Origin of the sequence: Sphingopyxis sp. Root154 (assembly GCF_001427105.1) — a bacterium.
Taxonomy (GTDB): domain Bacteria; phylum Pseudomonadota; class Alphaproteobacteria; order Sphingomonadales; family Sphingomonadaceae; genus Sphingopyxis.
Genome location: NZ_LMGI01000003.1, coordinates 202,614 through 222,942 on the forward strand (window position 1 = coordinate 202,614; position 20,329 = coordinate 222,942).

Annotated in this window: 22 protein-coding genes and 1 other RNA gene; 11 read left to right on the forward strand and 12 right to left on the reverse strand. The window is 64.1% G+C overall.

Going from position 1 to position 20,329, the window contains the following annotated elements:
* Positions 1-262 precede the first annotated feature (262 nt).
* Positions 263-877 (forward strand): PilZ domain-containing protein, encoded by a 615-nt coding sequence (locus ASD73_RS16500; RefSeq protein ID WP_056375173.1) that lies wholly within the window; start codon positions 263-265, stop codon positions 875-877.
* Between the two features lie 15 nt (positions 878-892).
* Here the strand turns inward: ASD73_RS16500 and ASD73_RS16505 are convergent, their stop codons facing one another.
* The 4 genes from ASD73_RS16505 to ASD73_RS16520 form a co-directional block, all read right to left on the reverse strand.
* A complete protein-coding gene (locus ASD73_RS16505) occupies positions 893-1,534 on the reverse strand; it encodes an FABP family protein (protein WP_056374062.1) in 642 nt (213 codons plus the stop codon).
* A gap of 18 nt (positions 1,535-1,552) precedes the next feature.
* Entirely contained in the window at positions 1,553-2,404 is an 852-nt protein-coding gene (gene aguB / locus ASD73_RS16510) for an N-carbamoylputrescine amidase (protein ID WP_056375174.1), read from the reverse strand.
* Between the two features lie 98 nt (positions 2,405-2,502).
* Positions 2,503-3,486: an agmatine deiminase family protein gene (locus ASD73_RS16515; protein WP_056374065.1), complete on the reverse strand. Its 984-nt coding sequence runs from the start codon at positions 3,484-3,486 to the stop codon at positions 2,503-2,505.
* A gap of 19 nt (positions 3,487-3,505) precedes the next feature.
* Positions 3,506-5,188: a M28 family metallopeptidase gene (locus ASD73_RS16520; RefSeq protein WP_056374067.1), complete on the reverse strand. Its 1,683-nt coding sequence runs from the start codon at positions 5,186-5,188 to the stop codon at positions 3,506-3,508.
* 94 nt (positions 5,189-5,282) lie between these two features.
* On the opposite strand from ASD73_RS16520, the gene ASD73_RS16525 reads away from it, so the two are divergent.
* Positions 5,283-7,349, forward strand: a complete 2,067-nt coding sequence (locus tag ASD73_RS16525; protein ID WP_162248168.1) for an alpha/beta hydrolase family protein — start codon at positions 5,283-5,285, stop codon at positions 7,347-7,349.
* A gap of 57 nt (positions 7,350-7,406) precedes the next feature.
* On the opposite strand, the gene rpsD is transcribed toward ASD73_RS16525, so the two are convergent.
* Positions 7,407-8,018: a 30S ribosomal protein S4 gene (gene rpsD / locus ASD73_RS16530; RefSeq protein WP_056374070.1), complete on the reverse strand. Its 612-nt coding sequence runs from the start codon at positions 8,016-8,018 to the stop codon at positions 7,407-7,409.
* Between the two features lie 201 nt (positions 8,019-8,219).
* Between rpsD and ASD73_RS16535 the strand changes: the two genes are divergently transcribed.
* Entirely contained in the window at positions 8,220-8,534 is a 315-nt protein-coding gene (locus ASD73_RS16535) for a chorismate mutase (RefSeq protein WP_056374073.1), read from the forward strand.
* A 123-nt stretch (positions 8,535-8,657) separates the two neighbouring features.
* On the opposite strand, the gene ASD73_RS16540 is transcribed toward ASD73_RS16535, so the two are convergent.
* Genes ASD73_RS16540 through rpiB form a run of 6 tightly spaced genes read right to left on the reverse strand, consistent with a single transcriptional unit; the run spans position 8,658 to position 12,089 of the window.
* Complete coding sequence (locus tag ASD73_RS16540) at positions 8,658-8,906, reverse strand: hypothetical protein (protein WP_156407333.1); 249 nt, start codon at positions 8,904-8,906, stop codon at positions 8,658-8,660.
* Positions 8,907-8,919: 13 nt separating this feature from the next.
* Positions 8,920-9,645, reverse strand: a complete 726-nt coding sequence (locus ASD73_RS16545; RefSeq protein WP_056374077.1) for an RNA methyltransferase — start codon at positions 9,643-9,645, stop codon at positions 8,920-8,922.
* Positions 9,642-10,106, reverse strand: coding sequence for a transcriptional regulator NrdR (nrdR, locus tag ASD73_RS16550; protein ID WP_056374080.1), 465 nt, complete (start codon positions 10,104-10,106; stop codon positions 9,642-9,644). The genes ASD73_RS16545 and nrdR overlap by 4 nt, the downstream gene beginning before the upstream one ends.
* Positions 10,107-10,109: 3 nt before the next feature.
* Complete coding sequence (locus ASD73_RS16555) at positions 10,110-10,328, reverse strand: hypothetical protein (RefSeq protein WP_056374081.1); 219 nt, start codon at positions 10,326-10,328, stop codon at positions 10,110-10,112.
* A gap of 4 nt (positions 10,329-10,332) precedes the next feature.
* Positions 10,333-11,640 carry a serine hydroxymethyltransferase gene (gene glyA / locus ASD73_RS16560; protein WP_056374083.1) on the reverse strand — a complete coding sequence of 436 codons (1,308 nt, stop codon included), beginning with the start codon at positions 11,638-11,640 and terminating at the stop codon, positions 10,333-10,335.
* On the reverse strand, positions 11,637-12,089 hold the full coding sequence (rpiB, locus tag ASD73_RS16565; RefSeq protein WP_056374085.1) for a ribose 5-phosphate isomerase B: 453 nt from the start codon (positions 12,087-12,089) through the stop codon (positions 11,637-11,639). Before rpiB ends, glyA begins: the two co-directional genes overlap by 4 nt.
* Before the next feature lie 112 nt (positions 12,090-12,201).
* Here rpiB and ASD73_RS23075 point away from each other — a divergent pair, with 112 nt between their 5' ends.
* Complete coding sequence (locus tag ASD73_RS23075) at positions 12,202-12,366, forward strand: hypothetical protein (protein ID WP_197411445.1); 165 nt, start codon at positions 12,202-12,204, stop codon at positions 12,364-12,366.
* A gap of 36 nt (positions 12,367-12,402) precedes the next feature.
* Here the strand turns inward: ASD73_RS23075 and ASD73_RS16570 are convergent, their stop codons facing one another.
* Complete coding sequence (locus ASD73_RS16570) at positions 12,403-13,059, reverse strand: alpha/beta hydrolase (RefSeq protein ID WP_037510410.1); 657 nt, start codon at positions 13,057-13,059, stop codon at positions 12,403-12,405.
* 141 nt (positions 13,060-13,200) lie between these two features.
* On the opposite strand from ASD73_RS16570, the gene ASD73_RS16575 reads away from it, so the two are divergent.
* The 7 genes from ASD73_RS16575 (at position 13,201) to lon (ending at position 20,252) form a co-directional block, all read left to right on the forward strand.
* Entirely contained in the window at positions 13,201-14,292 is a 1,092-nt protein-coding gene (locus ASD73_RS16575; RefSeq protein ID WP_056374087.1) for a cysteine desulfurase family protein, read from the forward strand.
* Complete coding sequence (locus tag ASD73_RS16580; protein ID WP_056374089.1) at positions 14,292-14,627, forward strand: 2Fe-2S iron-sulfur cluster-binding protein; 336 nt, start codon at positions 14,292-14,294, stop codon at positions 14,625-14,627. The genes ASD73_RS16575 and ASD73_RS16580 overlap by 1 nt, the downstream gene beginning before the upstream one ends.
* Positions 14,627-15,502, forward strand: a complete 876-nt coding sequence (gene bla / locus ASD73_RS16585; protein ID WP_235534527.1) for a class A beta-lactamase — start codon at positions 14,627-14,629, stop codon at positions 15,500-15,502. The genes ASD73_RS16580 and bla overlap by 1 nt, the downstream gene beginning before the upstream one ends.
* Positions 15,503-15,540: 38 nt before the next feature.
* An RNA gene (gene ffs, locus ASD73_RS22445) (signal recognition particle sRNA small type) lies at positions 15,541-15,638 on the forward strand.
* Between the two features lie 43 nt (positions 15,639-15,681).
* Positions 15,682-17,400, forward strand: a complete 1,719-nt coding sequence (locus ASD73_RS16590) for a DNA polymerase III subunit gamma/tau (RefSeq protein WP_082521647.1) — start codon at positions 15,682-15,684, stop codon at positions 17,398-17,400.
* Entirely contained in the window at positions 17,397-17,732 is a 336-nt protein-coding gene (locus ASD73_RS16595; protein WP_056374094.1) for a YbaB/EbfC family nucleoid-associated protein, read from the forward strand. Before ASD73_RS16590 ends, ASD73_RS16595 begins: the two co-directional genes overlap by 4 nt.
* A 123-nt stretch (positions 17,733-17,855) precedes the next feature.
* Entirely contained in the window at positions 17,856-20,252 is a 2,397-nt protein-coding gene (gene lon / locus ASD73_RS16600; RefSeq protein WP_056374096.1) for an endopeptidase La, read from the forward strand.
* Positions 20,253-20,329: the final 77 nt, after the last annotated feature.

Below are 20,329 nucleotides of genomic sequence, written 5' to 3' on the forward strand. Positions count from 1 at the left end.
TTTGCCGAACCGGACATTTTAGCCCTTAATCCGGGCGTGCTCGCACCGTAAATTGTGTAAAATACGAAAGCTTCGCTATCGAACGACCAGCCGGGCTGCACGCTTTCGCATTTTCTGATCGACGTGACGTTAACTATATTCTGCACTATGATTGAATTATAAGCTTAATTCAAGTAATGCGATGTCGTGGGGATTGTGTATTTTGCAGTATAGACAGGAAGTTATGCTTCCCATTCTCTGCTGCTTCGATAAGGTAGATAACATGAACCAACGTCGCCTCTCCGATCCGGTTAAGGAGCAGGAAAGCGGGGGCGATCGTCGTGGTGGCGACCGCTATCGCACCGTCTGGCGGATTGCCAAGGTGATACGCAATGGCGATGCGGGCTTGTGGCGGGTGCGTAATATTTCCGACAAGGGCATGATGCTGGCGGCCGACGTTCCGATCGGGGTCGGCGAAAAGCTGGAGATCGCGCTTTCGGATACGGTTGTGATCCGCGGCGAAGTCGTCTGGTCCGACGCGGGCCGGTGCGGCGTGGCGTTCGACAAGGAAGTCGATGTCGCCGACGTGCTCAAGCAATTGGCGGCCGAACAACGCGCCACCGGCTATCGGCAGCCGCGCCTGCCCGTGAGCACGCAGGCGCAGGCGGTCACCGACGACGGCACCACCGGCATCGAACTGGTCGACCTGTCGCAGAATGGCGCCGGTTTCATCCACGACGGCCATCTGGAAGTCGGCAAGGAACTCGACCTGATACTCGCGGGCGGGGTCAAGCGCCGAGCGATCGTTCGCTGGTCGCGTGCGGGCCGCGGCGGCCTGTGGCTGACGCAGCCGCTCGATCGCGCCGACCTCGAAAGCATCCGCCGCTTCGAAAGCTGACCTCAGGTCCTGACCCTAGCGGTTGCGGGCGATCTTTGCCCAGGGGTTGAGGTCGGGTTCGGCGATCTTCATCAGCGTGTTGCGGTCGCGATGGAGGAAGGGCTCGTCGCGGCCTTTCACCATCAGCGTCGTGTCGGACACATAGCTCCACGACCCGTCATCGTGAAAATCGACCGTCAGCTGATAGGCGTCGGTCCGAAAGGCGAGATCGAGGAAGCTGGTCGAGCAGATCCCATATTCGGTCTCGCCGCGCGTCGCTTTGACGACGAGCCGCTTGGCATCGGGCTCGGCGTGTCCCGACGCAATCGCGATCTGCCCGCGCGGGATCGCCAGCGTCTGAAGGATCAGACCGGTCGCGGCTTCATAGAGCCAGTAACCGACCTGATCGTGGAAGGCGATGTCCTCTTCGGGCGTGTTGACGTGCAGATGATAGCGCAGCCCATAGAATAGCTGCGGGCCATTAGCCTGCGGGTCGATCGGCTGCATCTCGATCCGCTCATAATATTGGCGCGTCTCGGGGCCGTCGGCCTTGGGGTTGATATCGACCCCGCGCTGCCCCTCCCAGATGCCGGCCAGGCGGCGGAGCGGGCCGAGATTGGCGAGCGTCTCGGGATCGACATCCTCAGGCTCGGTGAAAATATCGTCGGGTAATTCCATGTTTCGCCCCAATTTTTATTAGATATCCTCGACGAGCCGCCCGTAGAGCTGCGGCCGGCGGTCGCGGAAGAAGCCCATGCCGGCGCGGTGCTTCGCCGCGCGGTCGAGGTCGATCGTCGCGACCAGCACGCCGGTTTCGCTGGCGCCATATTCTTGGCCAAGGTCGCCCCATTCGTCGCTGATGAAGCTGTGGCCATAGAAGTTCGCGTCGCCCTCGGTCCCGATGCGGTTCGCGGCGATCACCGGCATGCAGTTCGACACCGCATGGCCTTGCATCGCGCGGCGCCACATGCGGCTGGTGTCGAGGTCGGCGTCATAGGGCTCGCTGCCGATCGCGGTCGGATAGAAGAGCAATTCGGCGCCCATCAGCGCCATCGCGCGCGCGCATTCGGGATACCATTGATCCCAGCAGACACCGACGCCGATGCGGGTGCCAAAGACGTCCCAGACCTTGAAGCCCGTATTGCCGGGGCGGAAATAATATTTTTCCTCATAGCCGGGGCCGTCGGGAATGTGGCTCTTGCGGTACGTGCCCATGATCGCCCCGTCGGGACCGATCATCGCGAGCGTGTTGTAATAATGCGGCCCGTCCTTCTCGAAATAGCTCGTCGGGATCGCGACCTTCAGCTTCGCGGCGAGCGCCTGCATGGCCACGACGCTCGGATGCTCGGCGGTGGGACGCGCGGTAGCGAACAATTCCTCATCCTCGACCTGGCAGAAATAGGGGCCTTCAAAGAGTTCGGGGGGCAGAATGATCTGCGCGCCCTTGGTCGCCGCTTCCTCGACGAGCGCCGTGACAGCGTCGATATTAGGCTGAACGGGGCCGGGCAGGGGGAGTTGCAGCGCGGCGACGGTGATGGTGCGGGTCATGGGCCGGATATAAGCGAGCCTGCGCATCTTGCCAGAGTAAAAGCCTGGCATTCCATTTCACGTCATCCCGGCCTTCGCCGGGACACGATTGGAGAAAGCTAGCTCGGAAGCTGCTGGCTCGAGCAATGGAAGCTGCCGCCGCCGACGATGATCCCGCGGGCGGGCACACCGACCGCGCGGCGATCGGGGAAGAGCGCGGCGAGGGTGTCGACCGCAGCGATGTCATTGGCGACGCCATAGGTGGGCACCACGACGACGCTGTTGCCGACGTAGAAGTTCATATAGCTCGCCGCCGCGACCTCGCCGTCGATCTCGATACGGCCGGGCGAGGGCAGGTCGACGATCTCGACCCCGCCGAACGCGGCGGTGCGCGCGCGGGCGTCGGCATAGATATGCGCGTTGGGATCGGTCTCGCCTGCCGGGACCGGAAGCGCGAGGCGCCCTTCGCCGACGAAGCGCGCCAGATTGTCGACATGGCCGTCCGTGTGATCGCCGACGAGGCCATTTCCCAGCCACAGCAGCCGGTCGATGCCGAGCGACTGGCGGAGCCGCACCGCAATATCCTCACGCGTCAGCGTGGGATTGCGGTTCGTATTGAGCAGGCATTCTTCGGTGGTGACGCAAAGGCCCGTGCCGTCGACGTCGATCCCGCCGCCCTCGAGCACCCAGTCCTGATCGTCGACCGGCAGGCCCGATCCGGCGGCCAGCGCCGCGCCAACTTCCTGATCGCCCGGCATGACGAACTTCTCGCCCCACCAGTTGAATTCGAAATTGCGCGCGCGGCGTGCCGCGCCCGTACCGGCGATGATCGGCCCGGTGTCGCGCAGCCAGATGTCGCCCAAGGGCTGGATCAGGATGCGCACGCCCGGATCGACGAGCGCGGCGGCGATATCCGCCTGCCGCGCGTCGTTGACCACCAGCCGCACCTCTTCGCCGCGGCCGCCGTCATGGACGGCGTTGGCGAAGGCGGCGACGTCGCGCCGTCCTTCATCGATCGCACCTGCCCATTCCTCGGCGAGGTGCGGGAAACCGATCCAGACGGCGTCGTGCGGCGCCCATTCGGCAGGCATTTTCAGCGTCATGGGCGCGCGCTCTTTCCGCTTACTTTGCGGGACGCGACTTGTCGCGGGCGGCGCGGAATTCGTCGCCCTTGTTCCAGTTCGGCCATGCGTCGGTCATCGCGAGCATGCGGCCCGCGGCATAGTAAAGGCGCAGGTCGGACATCATGCCGCCCCAGTTGGTGATCGCCTCATATTCGTCGCCGGGCGCGTGATAGCGGTTCTTTTCATAGTCTTCCGCGGCCTTCTTGCCGGCCTCGACGCCGCCTTCGACCAGATCGTCGCCGCTGCCGAAGTTGAACATCGGCACGCCGAGCTTGGCGAAGCTGAAGTGATCCGAACGATAATAGAAGCCCTTTTCCGGCGTCGGTTCGTCCTTGATCACGCGCTTTTCCATCTGGGCGAGCTTGGCGACATAGGCATCGAGTTCCGACTTGCCGCGGCCGACGACAACGATGTCCTTCGCCGGGCCGATCGCGTTCAATGCGTCCATGTTCACGCCGCCGACGGTCTGCGCGAGCGGGAAGACCGGGTTTTCGGCGTAGAATTTCGAACCGAGCAGGCCCGATTCCTCGCCGGTGACCGACAGGAATACGATGCTGCGATCGGGGGCGCCCGCCTTGTGGAACGCCTGCGCCAGCGTCACGAGACCCGCGATGCCGCTCGCATTGTCGACCGCGCCGTTGCAGATGTCGTCGCCGGCAACGGGTGTGCAGCGGCCGAGGTGATCCCAATGGCCGGTGTAGAGCACATATTCGTCGGGACGCTTCGCGCCCGGCAGCACGCCGATGACGTTGCGCGACATCTTCTTTGAAATCGCGTTGTCGAAGCCGAAGTTCGCCTTCACGCCGGTCAGCGCGACGGGCTTGAAGCCCTTCTTGCCCGCGTCGGCGCGCAGCTTGTCGAAATCCTGTCCGGCGCTCGCGAAGAGTTCCTTTGCCTTCGGAAGCTGGATCCAGCCGTTGGCGAGCGTTTCCTTCGCCCCGCCGTCCTTGGTTTCAGCAAGGTAATTCGCGCCGGTGTTGCTCGATTCGACGACGTTCCAGCCATAGGCGGCGGGCTCGGTGTCGTGGACGATCAGCACCGCCGCGGCGCCCTGCCGCGCCGCTTCCTCATATTTGTACGACCAGCGGCCATAATAGGTCATCGCGCGGCCGTTGAATTCGCCCTGGGCTTCCTTGGTCTGCCAGTCGGGATCGTTGACGAGGACGACGACGGTCTTCCCCTTCACGTCGAGTCCGGCATAGTCGTTCCAGCCCTTTTCGGGGGCGTTGATGCCATAGCCGACGAAGACGACGTCGCTGTCCTTGACCGCGGTCTTGGGCTGGACGCGATAGCTGAACGCGACATAATCCTTCGCATATTGCGCGGTGACCGGCGTCTTGCCGCCGGTGAAGTTCAGCGGCGTCGCATTCTTCGCGGTGATTTCGACCAGTGGCACGTCCTGCGTCCACTTGCCGTTGTTGCCGGGCTTCAGCCCCGCTTCCTGATATTTCTTGATGATATAGGCGACGGTCTTTTCCTCGCCCGGGGTGCCGGGGGCGCGGCCTTCATAGGCGTCCGACGACAATTCCTTCGTCACTTCCTGAAGCGTCGCGAGCGACAGTTCGGGAATCTGGACGTCGGGAATGGCGGTGGCCGACGTCGCGGCCTTGTCGGATGTGTTGCACGCGGCAACGGTCAAAAGGACCGCGGCGGCCGCGGCGGCTCTGGGGAAGCGAAGCATGGAAAATGTCCTTGGAAGTTTCATTTGCGACGACCGGGCTTGTGCCAGCCGGGGCGCAACGATGCAAGGTTGTCGGTCCCCGGATTGCCGATCGATGCGCATTACAAATGCAATTGCAAAAGAACTTGAAAAGGCGCCATTAACTGGCATTCCGATATATGAATCCAGAACGGGGGCGGGGATGAATTTCGGGAAAATGGCGTTTTTCAGCCTGTCGGCGATGGCGTTGTTGGCGGCTATGGTGCCTGTATCCGGCGGGGCGCAGGAAGCCGACAATGCCGCGCGGTTTGGAGCGCTTGAATCCATCGCTGGCATCAGCCTGTCTCCGGACGGCAGGCAATTAGCCTATATCGAAAATGCCGCGGGCGGAAAGCGTCGCTTGTTCGTTGTCGATACGACCGAAGGAGCGAAGCCACGCGCAATTCTGTCTAGCGGAAGCACAGATAGCAGACTCAGCTGGTGCAATTGGGTGACCAACGCGCGATTGACCTGTAAAACGCATGCACGGGTAAACTACGCTGGCGATATATATGGCGCGAGCAGCGTGATCGCGATCGATTCCGATGGTGGCAATCTGCTTACGCTCAGCAACAAGCGGAACGACCGTAGCCTCTATACTGACCTGCGCGGGGGCTCCATCATCGACCGGGCACCATCCGATGACGGCTCGGTGCTGATGACGCGCAGCTATGTACCTGAAACTGATATCGGTACGAATATCACCAAACGTCTCGCGGGGCTTGGCGTGGATGTTGTTGACACTGTGACGGGATTGAGCCGGCGCGTGGAGAATCCGGCACCCAATGCAACGGGATATATATCGGATGGTTATGGGCGGGTACGAATCATGGAAACGGCGCCGCCGGCCGGCGCCACCGGACAATATGATCCGATCACCCGCTATTACTTCCGACCGCAGGAGGGGGGAGATTGGCGCCCGCTGACCCAGCTCGAACCCGTAAGCCGCGACGGTTTCCAGCCGGCTATTGTCGATGCCGCCACGAATCGTGTCTACGGTTTCAAAAAGATCAACGGTCGCACTGGGGTCGCGGCGATGGCGCTCGACGGAACGGGGGATCTGACCACCATCTTCGCCCGGCCCGACGTTGACGTCGACGAGATGCTTCCGATTGGCCCACACTATCGCTTGGCAGGCGTCGCCTTCGTCACGGACCGGCGGCAATCGGTGATGGTCGACAAGGGAGTCGCGGCGATGTCCGAATCTCTGTCGAAGGCGCTGGGCGGTCGGCAAGTGGTATTCGTCGATGAATCGATGGACGAAAGCCACTACCTCATCCTTGCGACGTCCAATGTCGATCCCGGCACCTATTATCTGTTCAACGCCCGGACGAAGGAGCTTCGGCCCCTTTTGATGTTCCGTGAAAAGCTGGCTGGCGTGGCCTTATCGGCCGTCAAGATGGTCACATATCCGGCCGCGGACGGGACGCCGATTTCCGCCTATTTGACCCTTCCGCCGGGGCGTACAGATGCAAAGGGATTGCCGGCGATCGTAATGCCGAACGGCAGCGCCAATAACCGGGACGAATGGGGATTTGACTGGCTTGCGCAATATTTCGCGCAATCGGGCTACGCGGTGCTGCAGCCCAATTTTCGTGGCTCGTCGGGCTATAGCAGCCAGCAATGGTTTTTGAAGGATGGCTTCCGGTCGTGGCGAGCTGCGCTCGGCGATGTCGCCGATGGCGGACGTTGGCTGGCGGCCGAGGGGGCTGACGCCCAGAAGCTGTCGCTCGTTGGCTGGTCCTTTGGCGGCTATGCCGCGTTGCAGACGGGAGTGCTCGCGCCGGACCTGTTCAAAGCAATCGTCACGATCGCACCGGTGACTGACCTTGCGCGATTGAAGGAATTTGCCGCCGACTATGGCCGTTCGCGAACGGCCCAACTGTATATCGGTTCGGGGCCGCATATTCGCGAGGGTTCGCCTGCGCAGAATGCCGGCGCGATCAACGCACCCGTACTGATATTCCACGGCACGATGGATCAATATGTCAATATCGAGCAATCGCGTGTCATGCGCGGAGCCCTCAAAGGAAAGGGCAAGAGCGTGGAACTGGTCGAATATCCAGACGTCGGAAACAATCTGGAAAGCAGCGAAGCCCGCACGGACATGTTGCGGCGGATTTCGGCTTTCCTGCCGCACTGAAACGAAAAGGGGCGGCCCGTCGCCGGACCGCCCCTTTGAATTCGATAGCGAACTCGATCAGCGCGAATAGAATTCGACGACCAGGTTCGGCTCCATCTTCACCGGATAGGGCACTTCGTCGAGCGTCGGGACGCGGACGTAGGTCGCCTTGGTGCCGTCGACCGACAGATATTCAGGCAGGTCGCGCTCGGGCAGGCTCTGCGCTTCGGCGACCAGCGCCATTTCCTGCGCCTTCTTGCCAAGGGTGACTTCGTCGCCCGGCTTCACGAGGCGGCTCGCGACGTTGCACTTCACGCCGTTCACATAGACGTGACCGTGGCTGACAAGCTGGCGTGCCGAGAAGATCGTCGGTGTGAACTTCGAGCGGTAGACGACGGCGTCGAGGCGGCGCTCGAGCAGGCCGATCAGGTTCTGGCCGGTGTCGCCCTTCATGCGCGACGCTTCGAAATAGTTCTTCTTGAACTGCTTCTCGGTGATGTCGCCGTAATAGCCCTTCAGCTTCTGCTTTGCGCGGAGCTGGATGCCGAAGTCCGACATCTTGCCCTTGCGGCGCTGACCGTGCTGGCCGGGGCCATATTCGCGGCGGTTGACCGGGCTCTTCGGGCGACCCCAGATATTTTCACCCATCCGGCGGTCGAGTTTATACTTGGCGCTCTGGCGCTTCGACATATGTCGTCTCCAACTTGCTGTGTGCCGAAGGATTTCGGCGGTTCCCGGGTCGCACCATATGGGCAGATGCCATATGCGACCGCCGCTTCACCGGGGTGCGGGGTCCATTGCGAAGGCGCGCGGTTAGACGGGGAGGGGTGCAAAGTCAAGCGCCCAAGGCCCGGCTCGACAGAATGGAAAAAGCCGTTAAAGGCAGCGCGCATGACGTCCGCGAAAATTCCCGAACAGTGCGAAACGATGATCGAGGTCCGCGCCGGGGTCGACCAGGTCGACCGCGAACTCGTCGCGCTGCTCGTCCGCCGCTTCAGCTATATGGATGCCGCTGCGCGCATCAAGACCGACCGCGGCACCGTTCGCGATGAGGCGCGCAAGGCGCAGGTGCTCGACAATGTCGCACGCGAGGCCGAAGCCGCCGGGCTCCAGCCCGAGCGGCTTCGAGCGGTGTGGAACGAGCTGGTCGAACAATCGATCGCTTATGAGGCGGTCCAGTGGGATCGCCTGCGCGCCGACCGCTGACCGCTTGCGAGCGAGAATAGCGCAGACCGCCACGCTGGCAAGACGTCGCAGACGGTCCGGCATCGCGCGGCCATCGGCTGCGATGCCGCCGTGTATCATTGCGATCTCGGGTAATCTGGCCGATCAGCGCGTGCCAGCGCCGCCATTCATCCGGACATCGTTCCCAACGTCCTGCGGTTGGGCGTCCCATTGTTCCTGCGTCTTGCAGGTGCGGCCCTTCAGGCGCGAGCCGGTGTTTACATCGGAGCGGCAGATTTTCTTCGGCCTGGTCGGTTTGGCGGTGGCGGTGGTCGGCGCAGGTGCATCGGCCGCCGCGGGGGCAGCGGCAGAAAACGCGAGGGAAAGAACGAGAGTGAGCATAATGGTCTCCAAGGTCGATTCCCCGTTATCGTGACCGGGGCGTCCTGCCAAGTGCCGTGACGATGCCGTGCATCATCCTGATATCATTGTGCGACCACCCCGTCTTGGTCAGCGCGGTGCGCAAGGTGCGCAGCGTTGCCTCGGTGCGCTCGGGCGGCACGAAATAGCCGCTCGCGTCGAGATCACGCGTGAGATGCTGGATAAATTCTTCCAGTTCGGCGTGCGGCGCCGGCGGGTCGAGCGGCACCTCGGGCGGGCTCGCCAGCGCGATGCCCTTCGACCATTCATAGGCGAGCAGGATGACCGCCTGCGCGAGATTGAGCGACGCGAATTCGGGGTTGATCGGTACCGTCACGATATTGTGCGCGAGCGCGACATCGTCGGTTTCGAGCCCCGAGCGTTCGGCACCGAAGACATAGGCCGATCGGCCCGCACTCGCATGAACCTCGCGCGCCGCCGCTTCGGGGGTCAGCACGGGCTTCATCACGCCGCGCTTGCGCACCGTAGTGGCATAGATGGTGGTGCAGTCGGCGACAGCATCCGCGAGGCTGTCGAACACTTTCGCCTCGGCGAGCACGATGTCAGCGCCCGCCGATGCCGGGCCGGCGTAGGGATTGGGCCAGCCGTCGCGCGGGGTGACGAGGCGGAGCTCGGTCAGCCCGAAATTGAGCATCGCGCGCGCCGCCTTGCCGATATTCTCACCAAGCTGCGGACGGACGAGGACGATGACGGGGGGCGGGGCCGCGCTCAATTTTTATGCGCTGCTTCGGTGACCGAGGACGCGAATTCCTCAAAGTCCCTGGCTTCGGTAAATTCGCGGTAGACGCTGGCGAAGCGGATATAGGCGACGCTGTCGAAGCCCTTCAGCGCCTCCATCACCATGCCGCCGATCTGCTGCGCCTGCACTTCGCTCTCGCCCGAGGTTTCGAGTTGGCGCTGGATGCCCGACACCAGTCGTTCGATACGCGCACCGTCGATCGGACGCTTGCGGCACGCGATCTGGATGCTGCGCATCAATTTCTCGCGATCGAAGGGTTCGCGGCGGCCATCGGCCTTGGTGACCCCGACTTCGCGAAGCTGGATGCGTTCAAAGGTCGTGAAGCGCGCGCCGCAATCCTCGCACTGGCGACGGCGGCGAATCGCGGCGCCGTCCTCGGTCGGACGGCTGTCCTTCACCTGACTGTCTTCATGGCCGCAATAGGGGCAGCGCATGGGTTAGCGTTTCACCCGCGTGTAAAGTGCGATCGCGGCCCCGGCCAGCAGGCCGACGGGCCACGACACGACCGGCAGCACCGCGCCCGCGATCGCGCCGACGACGCCGCCGGTCAGCACGGGGCGGGTCGAGGGATGGGCCATGCCTTGCTTGCCCATCGCCTTGACCTCTTCGATCGAGAGTTCGACCAGCGTCGGTTCCTCGGGGTGCTGCCGTGCCATCGCCTTATCCCTGATAGATGGGGAAGCGTTCGCACAGTGTGCGGACGCGGCCCCGGACGTTCGCTTCGACATCGGCGTCGCCATGCTCGCCCTTGTCGCGCAGTGCCTCGAGCACATCGGCGACCATATCGCCGATTTCCTCGAACTCGGCGATGCCGAAGCCGCGCGTCGTGCCGGCGGGCGATCCGACGCGGATGCCGCTGGTCTTGACCGGGGGCAGCGGATCGAAGGGGATGCCGTTCTTATTGCAGGTGATCGCGCTGCGTTCGAGCGCTTCGTCGGCATCGCGGCCGGTGACGCCGAGCGGGCGGAGGTCGATCAGCGCAAGGTGCGTATCGGTGCCGCCCGCGACGACGTCGGCGCCGCGCGCTTTCAGCCGGCCGGCCAGCGCCTGTGCATTGGCGACGGTCGCCTTCGCATAGTCCTTGAACTCGGGACGCAGCGCTTCGCCGAACGCCACGGCCTTCGCGGCGATGACATGCATCAGCGGGCCGCCCTGCAGCCCCGGGAAGACCGCCGAGTTGATCCGCTTGGCGATCGCCTCGTCATTGGTCAGGATCATGCCGCCGCGCGGACCGCGCAGCGTCTTGTGCGTCGTCGTCGTGACGACATGCGCATGTTCCATCGGCGAGGGGTGGACGCCGCCGGCGACGAGGCCCGCGAAATGCGCCATGTCGACCATCAGCAGCGCGCCGACATCGTCGGCGATCTTACGGAAGCGCGCGAAATCGAGCGTGCGCGGATAGGCCGAGCCGCCCGCGATGATCAGCGCGGGGCGATGTTCCTTGGCCAGCGCCTCGACCTGGTCGAAATCGACGAGATGGTCGTCGGCGCGCACGCCGTACTGAACCGCGTTGAACCATTTGCCCGACATCGCGGGCGGGGCGCCGTGGGTCAGGTGACCGCCGGCGTCGAGGCTCATGCCGAGGATCGTCGCGCCGGGCTTGGTCAGCGCCAGCATTACCGCGCCGTTCGCCTGCGCGCCCGAGTGCGGCTGGACGTTCGCATAGCCGCAATCGAAGAGCTGCTTGGCGCGGTCGATCGCGAGGGTTTCGACCTCGTCCGACGGGGCGCAGCCCTGATAATAGCGGCGGCCGGGATAGCCCTCGGCATATTTGTTGGTGAAGACGCTGCCCTGTGCTTCGAGCACGGCCTTCGAGACGATATTCTCCGACGCGATCAGCTCGATCTGATACTGCTCGCGTTCGAGCTCATGCTTCATCGCCGCCGCGACCGCAGGATCGACGGTGCCGACGCCGTCGGTGAAATAGCCGGCCGACTTGATGGGCTTGGCGAGCGTGTCTGTGGTCATCGGCTGGTCTCCAGTTGGGGCGGATTGGAAAGCTTGTCGACGCGGCGCGCGTGGCGGTCGCCGGCAAAATCGGTGGTCAGGAACGCATCGAGGCAGGCTTTGGCCATGTCGATGCCGGTCAGACGCGCGCCCATTGCGATGACGTTCGCGTCATTATGCTCGCGCGACAGTTTCGCCGACAGCGGCTCGGATACGAGCGCGCAGCGTGCGGCGGGGTTGCGGTTGACCGAAATCGATATCCCGATGCCCGACCCGCACAGCGCAACGCCGCGTTCCGCGCGGCCGTCGGCGATGGCTTCGGCGAGCTTGTAGCCGTAATCGGGATAGTCGACGCTGTCGGGGCCGTTGGTGCCGAGATCCTCGACTTCGTGACCGGCTTCGCGAAGCCAGTCGGCGAGAGCGGCTTTCAGCTCCCAGGCGGCGTGGTCAGAGGCTATTGCAATGCGCATGATGCGGCTCCCGCGGGGCGATAGGGAATCGATGAGCGCCCTTTAGGCGAAGCCGCGCGGATTGGCCATAAGCGAGGTGGCAAATTTGTGACGGCGCCGATAAAGCCGCCCTATGTCCGACACGATCATGTCCATCCTGATGCTGACCGGCGTCCTTTTGACCGGCGGCGCAGCCTATGTCTTTCGCAAGGGCGACCGCCGCCGTGCGCTGCTGATGCTCGTCGCGGCGCTGGTGATGTTCGCGAATGTCGCGATCTGGCTGGTGCCGGTAAAATAACCCTCCCCATCGCGTCGCGACAGGGAGGATCGTTCGTCAGCGGATCGGCGAATCGGGCGCGAGCCGCATATCCAGATAGTTGTCGAGCGACTTCATCAACTGGTCGAGCTCATGCTCGAAGAAATGGTTCGCGCGCGGGATCTCGTCGTGATGGATCGTGATGCCCTTTTGGGTGCGCAGCTTGTCGACCAGCTTCTGCACCGCGCTCGGCGGCACGATCTCGTCCTGCCCACCCGCGACGATGATGCCCGACGAGGGGCAGGGCGCGAGGAAGCTGAAGTCGTACATGTTCGCAGGCGGCGCGACCGACAGGAAGCCGCGGATCTCGGGGCGGCGCATCAGAAGCTGCATGCCGATCCACGCCCCGAAGCTGAAGCCCGCGATCCACGTCGTCTGCGCTTCGGGATGGATCGACTGGACCCAGTCGAGCGCCGACGCGGCATCGCTCAGCTCGCCGATGCCGTTGTCGAACGTGCCCTGACTGCGACCGACGCCGCGGAAGTTGAAGCGCAGCACCGCGAAACCGCGCGCGACGAAGCTCTTGTACATCGCCTGCGTGATGCGGTCGTTCATCGTGCCGCCGCCCTGCGGATGCGGGTGGAGGATCAGCGCGACCGGCGCGCGCGGGCGCGGCGGAGGCGAGAAACGGCCTTCGATGCGGCCTTCGGGGCCGGGGAAAATCACGTCGGGCATGGGAGCACCTCTTATCTTTTTGTGGCTGGCCGCCGAATCGCCGGGCTGGCAGGGTGGCGGAGCGAAGATGGCGCCTATATAGAAATTGCGTAGCATGTTGCAACTTTTGCGAATCGCTCGCAATAAGGATCTGTTCGCCGGATGATTTACCTCGATTACCAAGCCACGACGCCGCTCGCTCCCGAGGCGCGCGAGGCGATGCTGCGCTGGCTGGCGGGAGCCGGTGAGGGCGATGGTTTCGCGAACCCGTCGAGCACGCACAAGGGCGGACGCGCCGCCGCGGCGGCGGTCGAGGTCGCGCGCGATCAGGTCGCAGCACTTCTGCCGAAGGGCGGGCGGGTCTTCTTCACTTCGGGCGCCACCGAGGCGCTCAACTGGGCGTTGCTGCGCGGCGCCGAGGCCAAGCCGGGCGGGGTCGCGGGGCTCAGCATCGAACATGCGGCTTCGCTGCAATGCCTTGAACGGCTGAATGCCAACATCCTGCCCGTCGATGGCGAAGGACTGGCCTTGCCGCCCGACGATGTGTCCATCCCCGAAAACGGCATCGTCGCGGTGATGCTGGTGAACAACGAGGTCGGGACGATCCAGCCGGTCGCCGATTTCGCCGCCGCCGCGCATGCGAAGAACAGCCTGCTGCTCTGCGACGCGGTGCAGGGCTATGGCCGCGTCGCGATTCCCGAGGGTGCCGATCTGATCGCGATCTCGGCGCACAAGATCCACGGGCCGAAGGGTATCGGCGCGCTCTGGGTGAAGGACGGCGTCGACCTGCCGCCGCTGATGTTCGGCGGCGCGCAGGAACAGGGGATGCGCTCGGGCACCGTCTCGCCCGCACTCTGCGCCGGTTTCGGTGCTGCTGCGGCGCTCGCGGCCGAACGCTTCGACGCCGATGCAAGACATGTCGAACGCATCTGGTCGCTCGCACTCGATCTGCTCCCCGAATGGACGATCAATGGCGATGCGAACCACCGCTACCACGGCAACCTCAACGTTCGTCGCGAAGGCGTGAATGGCCTCCGCCTGATGTCCGACGCCCGCGAAATCGCCTTTTCGCTCGGCAGCGCGTGCGGCAGCGGGTCAGGCAAGGTCAGCCATGTGCTGCGCGCGATGGGCGTCAGCGAAGCCGACGCGCGCGCCTCGATCCGCCTCGGCTGGGGCCGCTACACCAGCGAGCAGGACCTGCGCGACGGCCTCACCGCCATCAAGGACGCCGCGCGATTGCAGGGCGTGAACTGATGCACGTCACCTTCATCCACGCCGACGGCAAGGCGCGTACCGAGGCAGAGGCCGAGCCGGGTTCGATCCTGCTCGACGTTGCGCAGGCGCATATGATGCCGCTCGAAGGCACGTGCGAGGGTCAGATGGCCTGCTCGACCTGCCATGTGATCGTCGCGAAAGAGGACTTCGGCCGCCTGCCGCCCGCGAGCGAGATGGAAGAGGATATGCTCGATCTCGCCGCCGGGGTGCGGCGAACGAGCCGGCTTGCGTGCCAGATCGTGCTGACAGCGGAACTCGACGGGCTGACGGTGCATATCCCTGCCGAGAGCCGCAACATGCAGGGACCGCGATGATGAGAATGATCCTCTCAGCCGTCGTGCTGCTGGCCACGTCCGCGTGCGTGACGTCGCCCCGCGAACCGACGGGCGATTCGGTGATCCTCGCCAGGGCGGTGACGGCCATCGAACAACGCAGCGGCGGCCGGCTGGGCGTCGCGGTGACCGATGCGCGCGGCGCGCTGCTGTTCGGCCACCGTGCCGACGAGCGGTTCGCGATGTGCTCGACTTTCAAGCTGTTGCTCGCGGGTCAGGTGCTCGCAAAGGCGGCCCATGGCGTGTCGCTGCGCACGCCGCTTCGGTTTGTGCGCGCCGACCTGGTGGCCTATTCTCCCGGCACCGACAAGCTGCTCGGTCCGAACGGGCGGGGCGAACAGCAGCTCGGCTTCGCGGCCAAGGACGCGGTGGTGCTGAGCGACAATAGCGCCGCCAACCTGATTCTCGCGCATATCGGAGGCCCAGCGGCGTTCACCGCGGAGATTCACCGGCGCGGCGATCAGGTCACGCGGCTCGACCGCAACGAGCCGACGCTCAATGAAAATGCCCCCGGCGACGTGCGCGACACGACCAGCCCGGCAGCGATGGTGAAAAGCGCGGCGGGCTATATCTATGGAGATTGGCTCACCGCCGGGCACCGCGATACGCTACGCGGCTGGCTGATCGAGAGCGAGACCGGTCTGGGGCGCATCCGCGGCGGGCTGCCGCAGGGCTGGCTCGCCGGCGACAAGACGGGAACGTGCGGCACCGCCTATAATGACGTCGCCTTCGCCGAAGAACCGGGTGGCGCGAAATATATGATCGCGGTCTATCTCGACCGGCCTGCGGTGAAGGGCGATGATGCCAACGCGGTGATCGCCGACGTCGCGCGGGCGGTGGTGCAGGACCTGCCGTAGCCGCCCTTGCATTTCGGCTCCGTCCCCGCCATAAGCGCCGCGGGAGTCGGGCGGACGCAGTCTTCGCCAACCCGGTCAGGTCCGGAAGGAAGCAGCCGCAACGAATTCGCTGCGGGTCGTTCCGGCTCCCACCCATTTCCCCCTTCGACAAGACCGCGGCGCGCCCCTAAGACGGGGCCATGAGCGATTCCGCCGATGACGAAACCCCGATGCTGGGAATGGACCTGCCCGAGACGGCGCCGCAGCCATCGAGCGGCCCGTACCGCGTCCTTGCCCGCAAATATCGCCCGCAAACTTTCGCCGAGCTGATCGGGCAGGATGCGATGGTGCGCACGCTGGGCAATGCGATTGCGCGCGACCGGCTCGCGCATGCATTCCTGATGACCGGCGTGCGCGGGGTCGGCAAGACCTCGACCGCGCGCCTGATCGCGAAGGCATTGAACTGCATCGGCCCCGACGGGCAGGGCGGGCCGACGATCGATCCGTGCGGTGTGTGCGAGCCCTGCCGTGCGATCACCGAGGGCCGCCATATCGATGTGATCGAAATGGATGCCGCGTCGAACACCGGCGTCGACGATGTGCGCGAGATTATCGAGGCGGTGCGCTACGCCGCGGTGTCGGCGCGCTACAAGATCTACATCATCGACGAAGTGCACATGCTGTCGCGTAACGCCTTCAATGCGCTCCTGAAAACGCTCGAAGAGCCGCCGCCGCACGTCAAATTCCTGTTCGCGACGACCGAGGTGAACAAGGTGCCGGTGACGGTGCTGTCGCGCTGCCAGCGCTTCGACCTGCGCCGCATCACCCCCGACATGCTCTTCGCGCATTTCAGTTCGATCCTGCAGAAAGAGGGCGTCGAGGCCGAGGCGCCCGCGATCTGGCTGATCGCCAACGCCGCCGAAGGGTCGGTGCGCGACGGCCTGTCGATCCTCGATCAGGCGATCGCGCATGCCGATCTCGATGGCGGCGGGATGATTAGTGCCGATCAGGTGCGCGTGATGCTGGGCCTCTCGGACCGTTCGTCGATCGCGCAGTTGATGGCGATGGTCCTCGAAGGCGACCCGGGCGGCGCGATCGACCTCGCGCGGGCGCAATATGCGCTCGGAATCGAGCCGGTCGCGATGGTGCGCGGGCTCATGGACCTGACGCACGCGATCACGCTCGCCAAAGTGTCGCGCCACGACGACCCCGCGCTGGCCGAGGCTGACCGCGAACGCATCGGCGACTGGGGGCAAAAGCTCGGTTTTGCGCCGCTCAACCGGCTGTGGCAGTTGCTCCTCAAGGGGCATGACGAGGTGCTGCGCGCGAACAATCCGCTCGAGCATCTCGAAATGTTGCTGCTCCGCGTGATTTACGCCGCGTCGATGCCCGACCCGGGCGAACTCGCTAAACTGCTCGAAAAGGGCGGCGTTCCGACGATGCCGCTCGCCGCGCCGACTGCGCCTGCAACGCAAGAAAGCATGACGGCCGAACCGGTGGCTGTCACGGAAGCGCCAGCAATCGCGAGCGCGGATTCGCCTGCCTCGGCGCTTACCGTCTCACAGATCCATCAGCTCCTCGAAAGCACGGGAAATCATCGGCTTGCGGTCGATGTCTACGATCATCTGCGAATCATCGAACTCGAACCGGGCAGCATCGTTTTCGCGCCGGTTCGCGCGCTCGGCGCGTCGTTCGCGCGCGATCTGGGCGACGCGCTGCTCGCGCAGACCGGCAGCCGTTGGCAGGTGCGGGAAGGCGAGGGCGAAGGACGGCCGAGCCTTGGCCAAATCCGCGCCGCAACACTCGCCGATAATGACGCGCGAATCCGCGAGCTGCCGGTGGTGAAGGCCGCCCTGGCCGCTTTTCCCGACGCGAAACTTGAAGAGACCGCCGACAATCGCCATAAGTCCAACCCATGAAATCGATCGAAGAAATGATGAAGGCGGCGCAGGAAGCGGCCGCCACGGTGCAGGCGCAGATGCAGGAGGCGCAGGCGAAGCTCGACAGCGTCGAAGTCGAAGGCGTCTCGGGCGGCGGTCTGGTGCGGATTCGCGCGAGCGCCAAGGGCCGCATCAAGCAAATCTCGATCGACGACAGCCTGATCGTTCCGTCGGACAAGCAGATGCTCGAAGATTTACTCGCCGCCGCGTTCAACGACGCGCGCGAAAAGGCCGATGCGGCGAGCAACGAAGAAATGGGCAAGATGACGAGCGGCCTGCCGCTCCCCCCGGGCTTCAAGCTGCCATTTTGAGCCAGCTTTGCCCCGCTGTTCAGCGCAGCGACATTGAATGCGTGCCAAGTTACGCCATATTAGCGAAGAACCACCTATAAGAAGGGCGGTGCGCCCGGTCGCGGGGCCCGTCCAGGAGCCGTAATGACGCAATCTTATCCTCTTCTTCCGCTTCGTGACATCGTCGTTTTCCCGCACATGATCGTGCCGCTCTTTGTCGGCCGCGACCGTTCGGTCGCCGCGCTCGAAGCCGCGATGGAATCCGACAAGGAAATCTTCCTCGTCGCGCAGCTCGATCCGGGCGAGGACGACCCGCAGCGCGACGATCTGTACGACGTCGGCGTGATCGCCACCGTGCTCCAGCTGCTGAAGCTGCCCGACGGCACCGTCCGCGTGCTCGTCGAGGGCAAGGAACGCGCGAAGCTGCTCGCGCTTACCAACGAAGACAAGGCCGTGATGGCGAGCGTGAAGCCGGTCGGCGACACGATCGACGACAGCGTCGACACCGCCGCACTGATGCGCTCGGTGGTCGATCAGTTCGAAAATTACGCCAAGCTCAACAAGAAGATGCCCGCCGAAACCGCGGTGCAGCTGTCGCAGATCGAGGATGCCTCGCGCCTCGCCGATTCGGTCGCGGGCAACCTCAATATCAAGGTCTCCGACAAGCAGGCGTTGCTCGTCGAGGACGCGCCGTCGAAGCGGCTCGAAATGGTCTTCGCCTTCATGGAAGGCGAGCTTGGCGTGTTGCAGGTCGAAAAGAAGATCCGTGGCCGCGTGAAGCGCCAGATGGAAAAGAGCCAGCGCGAATATTATCTCAACGAACAGTTGAAGGCGATCCAGCGCGAGCTTGGCAACGACAATGGCGAGGGCGGCGACGACCTCGCCGAGCTGCAGCTCAAGATCGACAGCCTCAAAATGTCGAAGGAGGCCAAGGCCAAGGCGCAGGCCGAAATGAAAAAGCTGCGTGCGATGGCGCCGATGTCGGCCGAAGCGACCGTTGTGCGCAACTATCTCGACACGCTGATCGGGCTGCCGTGGGGCAAGAAGTCGAAGCTCAAGAAGGATATCGCTAAGGCGCAGGAGGTCCTCGATGACGACCATTATGCGCTTGAAAAGGTCAAGGACCGGATCGTCGAATATCTCGCGGTCCAGGCGCGCACCAACAAGCTGAAAGGCCCGATCCTGTGCCTCGTCGGCCCTCCGGGCGTCGGCAAGACCAGTCTCGGCAAGTCGATCGCCAAGGCGACCGGGCGCGAGTTCATTCGCCAGTCGCTGGGCGGCGTGCGCGACGAGGCCGAAATCCGCGGCCACCGCCGCACCTATATCGGCTCACTGCCGGGCAAGATCGTGACGAACCTCAAAAAGGCCGGCACGATGAACCCGCTGTTCCTGCTCGACGAGATCGACAAGCTCGGCCAGGATTTCCGCGGCGATCCGGCTTCGGCGCTGCTCGAGGTGCTCGACCCCGAACAGAATGGCAAGTTCCAGGATCATTATCTGGAAGTCGACGTCGACCTCAGCGACATCATGTTCGTCACCACCGCGAACTCGCTGAACCTGCCGCAGGCGCTGCTCGATCGCATGGAAATCATTCGCCTCGAAGGTTACACCGAGGACGAGAAGGTGGAGATCGCGAAGCTTCACCTGATCGCGAAGCAGGTCGAAGCGCACGGGCTGAAGGCTGGCGAATTCGAGCTGACCGACGAAGGGCTGCGCGACCTGATCCGCTATTACACCCGCGAAGCGGGCGTGCGTACGCTCGAGCGCGAGATCGCGCGTCTCGCACGCAAGGCGCTGCGCCGCATTCTTGAAGGCAAGGCGGAAAGCGTCACTGTGACGCCAGACAATCTCTCCGAATTCGCGGGCGTGCGGAAGTTCCGCCACGGCATGGGCGATCTGGAGGACCAGGTCGGCGCTGTCACGGGACTGGCATGGACTGAGGTCGGCGGCGAATTGCTGACGATCGAAGCCGTCACCGCATCGGGCAAGGGGCAGGTCCGCACCACCGGCAAGCTCGGCGAAGTGATGACCGAATCGGTGCAGGCGGCGCTGTCGTTCGTGAAAGCGCGCGCGCCGGCCTATGGCATCAAGCCCAGCCTGTTCGCGCGCAAGGACATCCATATCCACTTGCCCGAAGGCGCGGTGCCAAAGGACGGCCCGTCGGCCGGCGTCGGTATGGTGACCGCGATGATTTCGACGCTGACCGGGATCGCGGTGCGCCGCGATGTCGCGATGACCGGCGAAGTCACGCTGCGCGGGCGTGTTCTCGCGATCGGCGGGCTCAAGGAAAAGCTGCTCGCCGCTCTTCGTGGTGGCATCAAGACCGTGCTGATCCCCGAAGAGAATGAGAAAGACCTCGTTGAAATCCCGGCGAATATCACGACCGGATTGAAGATCATCCCGGTCAGTCACGTCGACGAAGTGCTCGCCGTGGCCTTGGTTTCGCCGGTCGTTCCGATCGAATGGACCGAGGCCGACGAGCTTGCCGCGTCGCCCCCGGTTCACTCGGGCACCGACCCCGAAACGACGATTCGGCACTGAGTCATCGCCGCTTGACGGCAATTCGCCCCAAATTCGTCGCAAAATCGACGTTTTGGGGCGTTTTGCGCCCTTTTTTG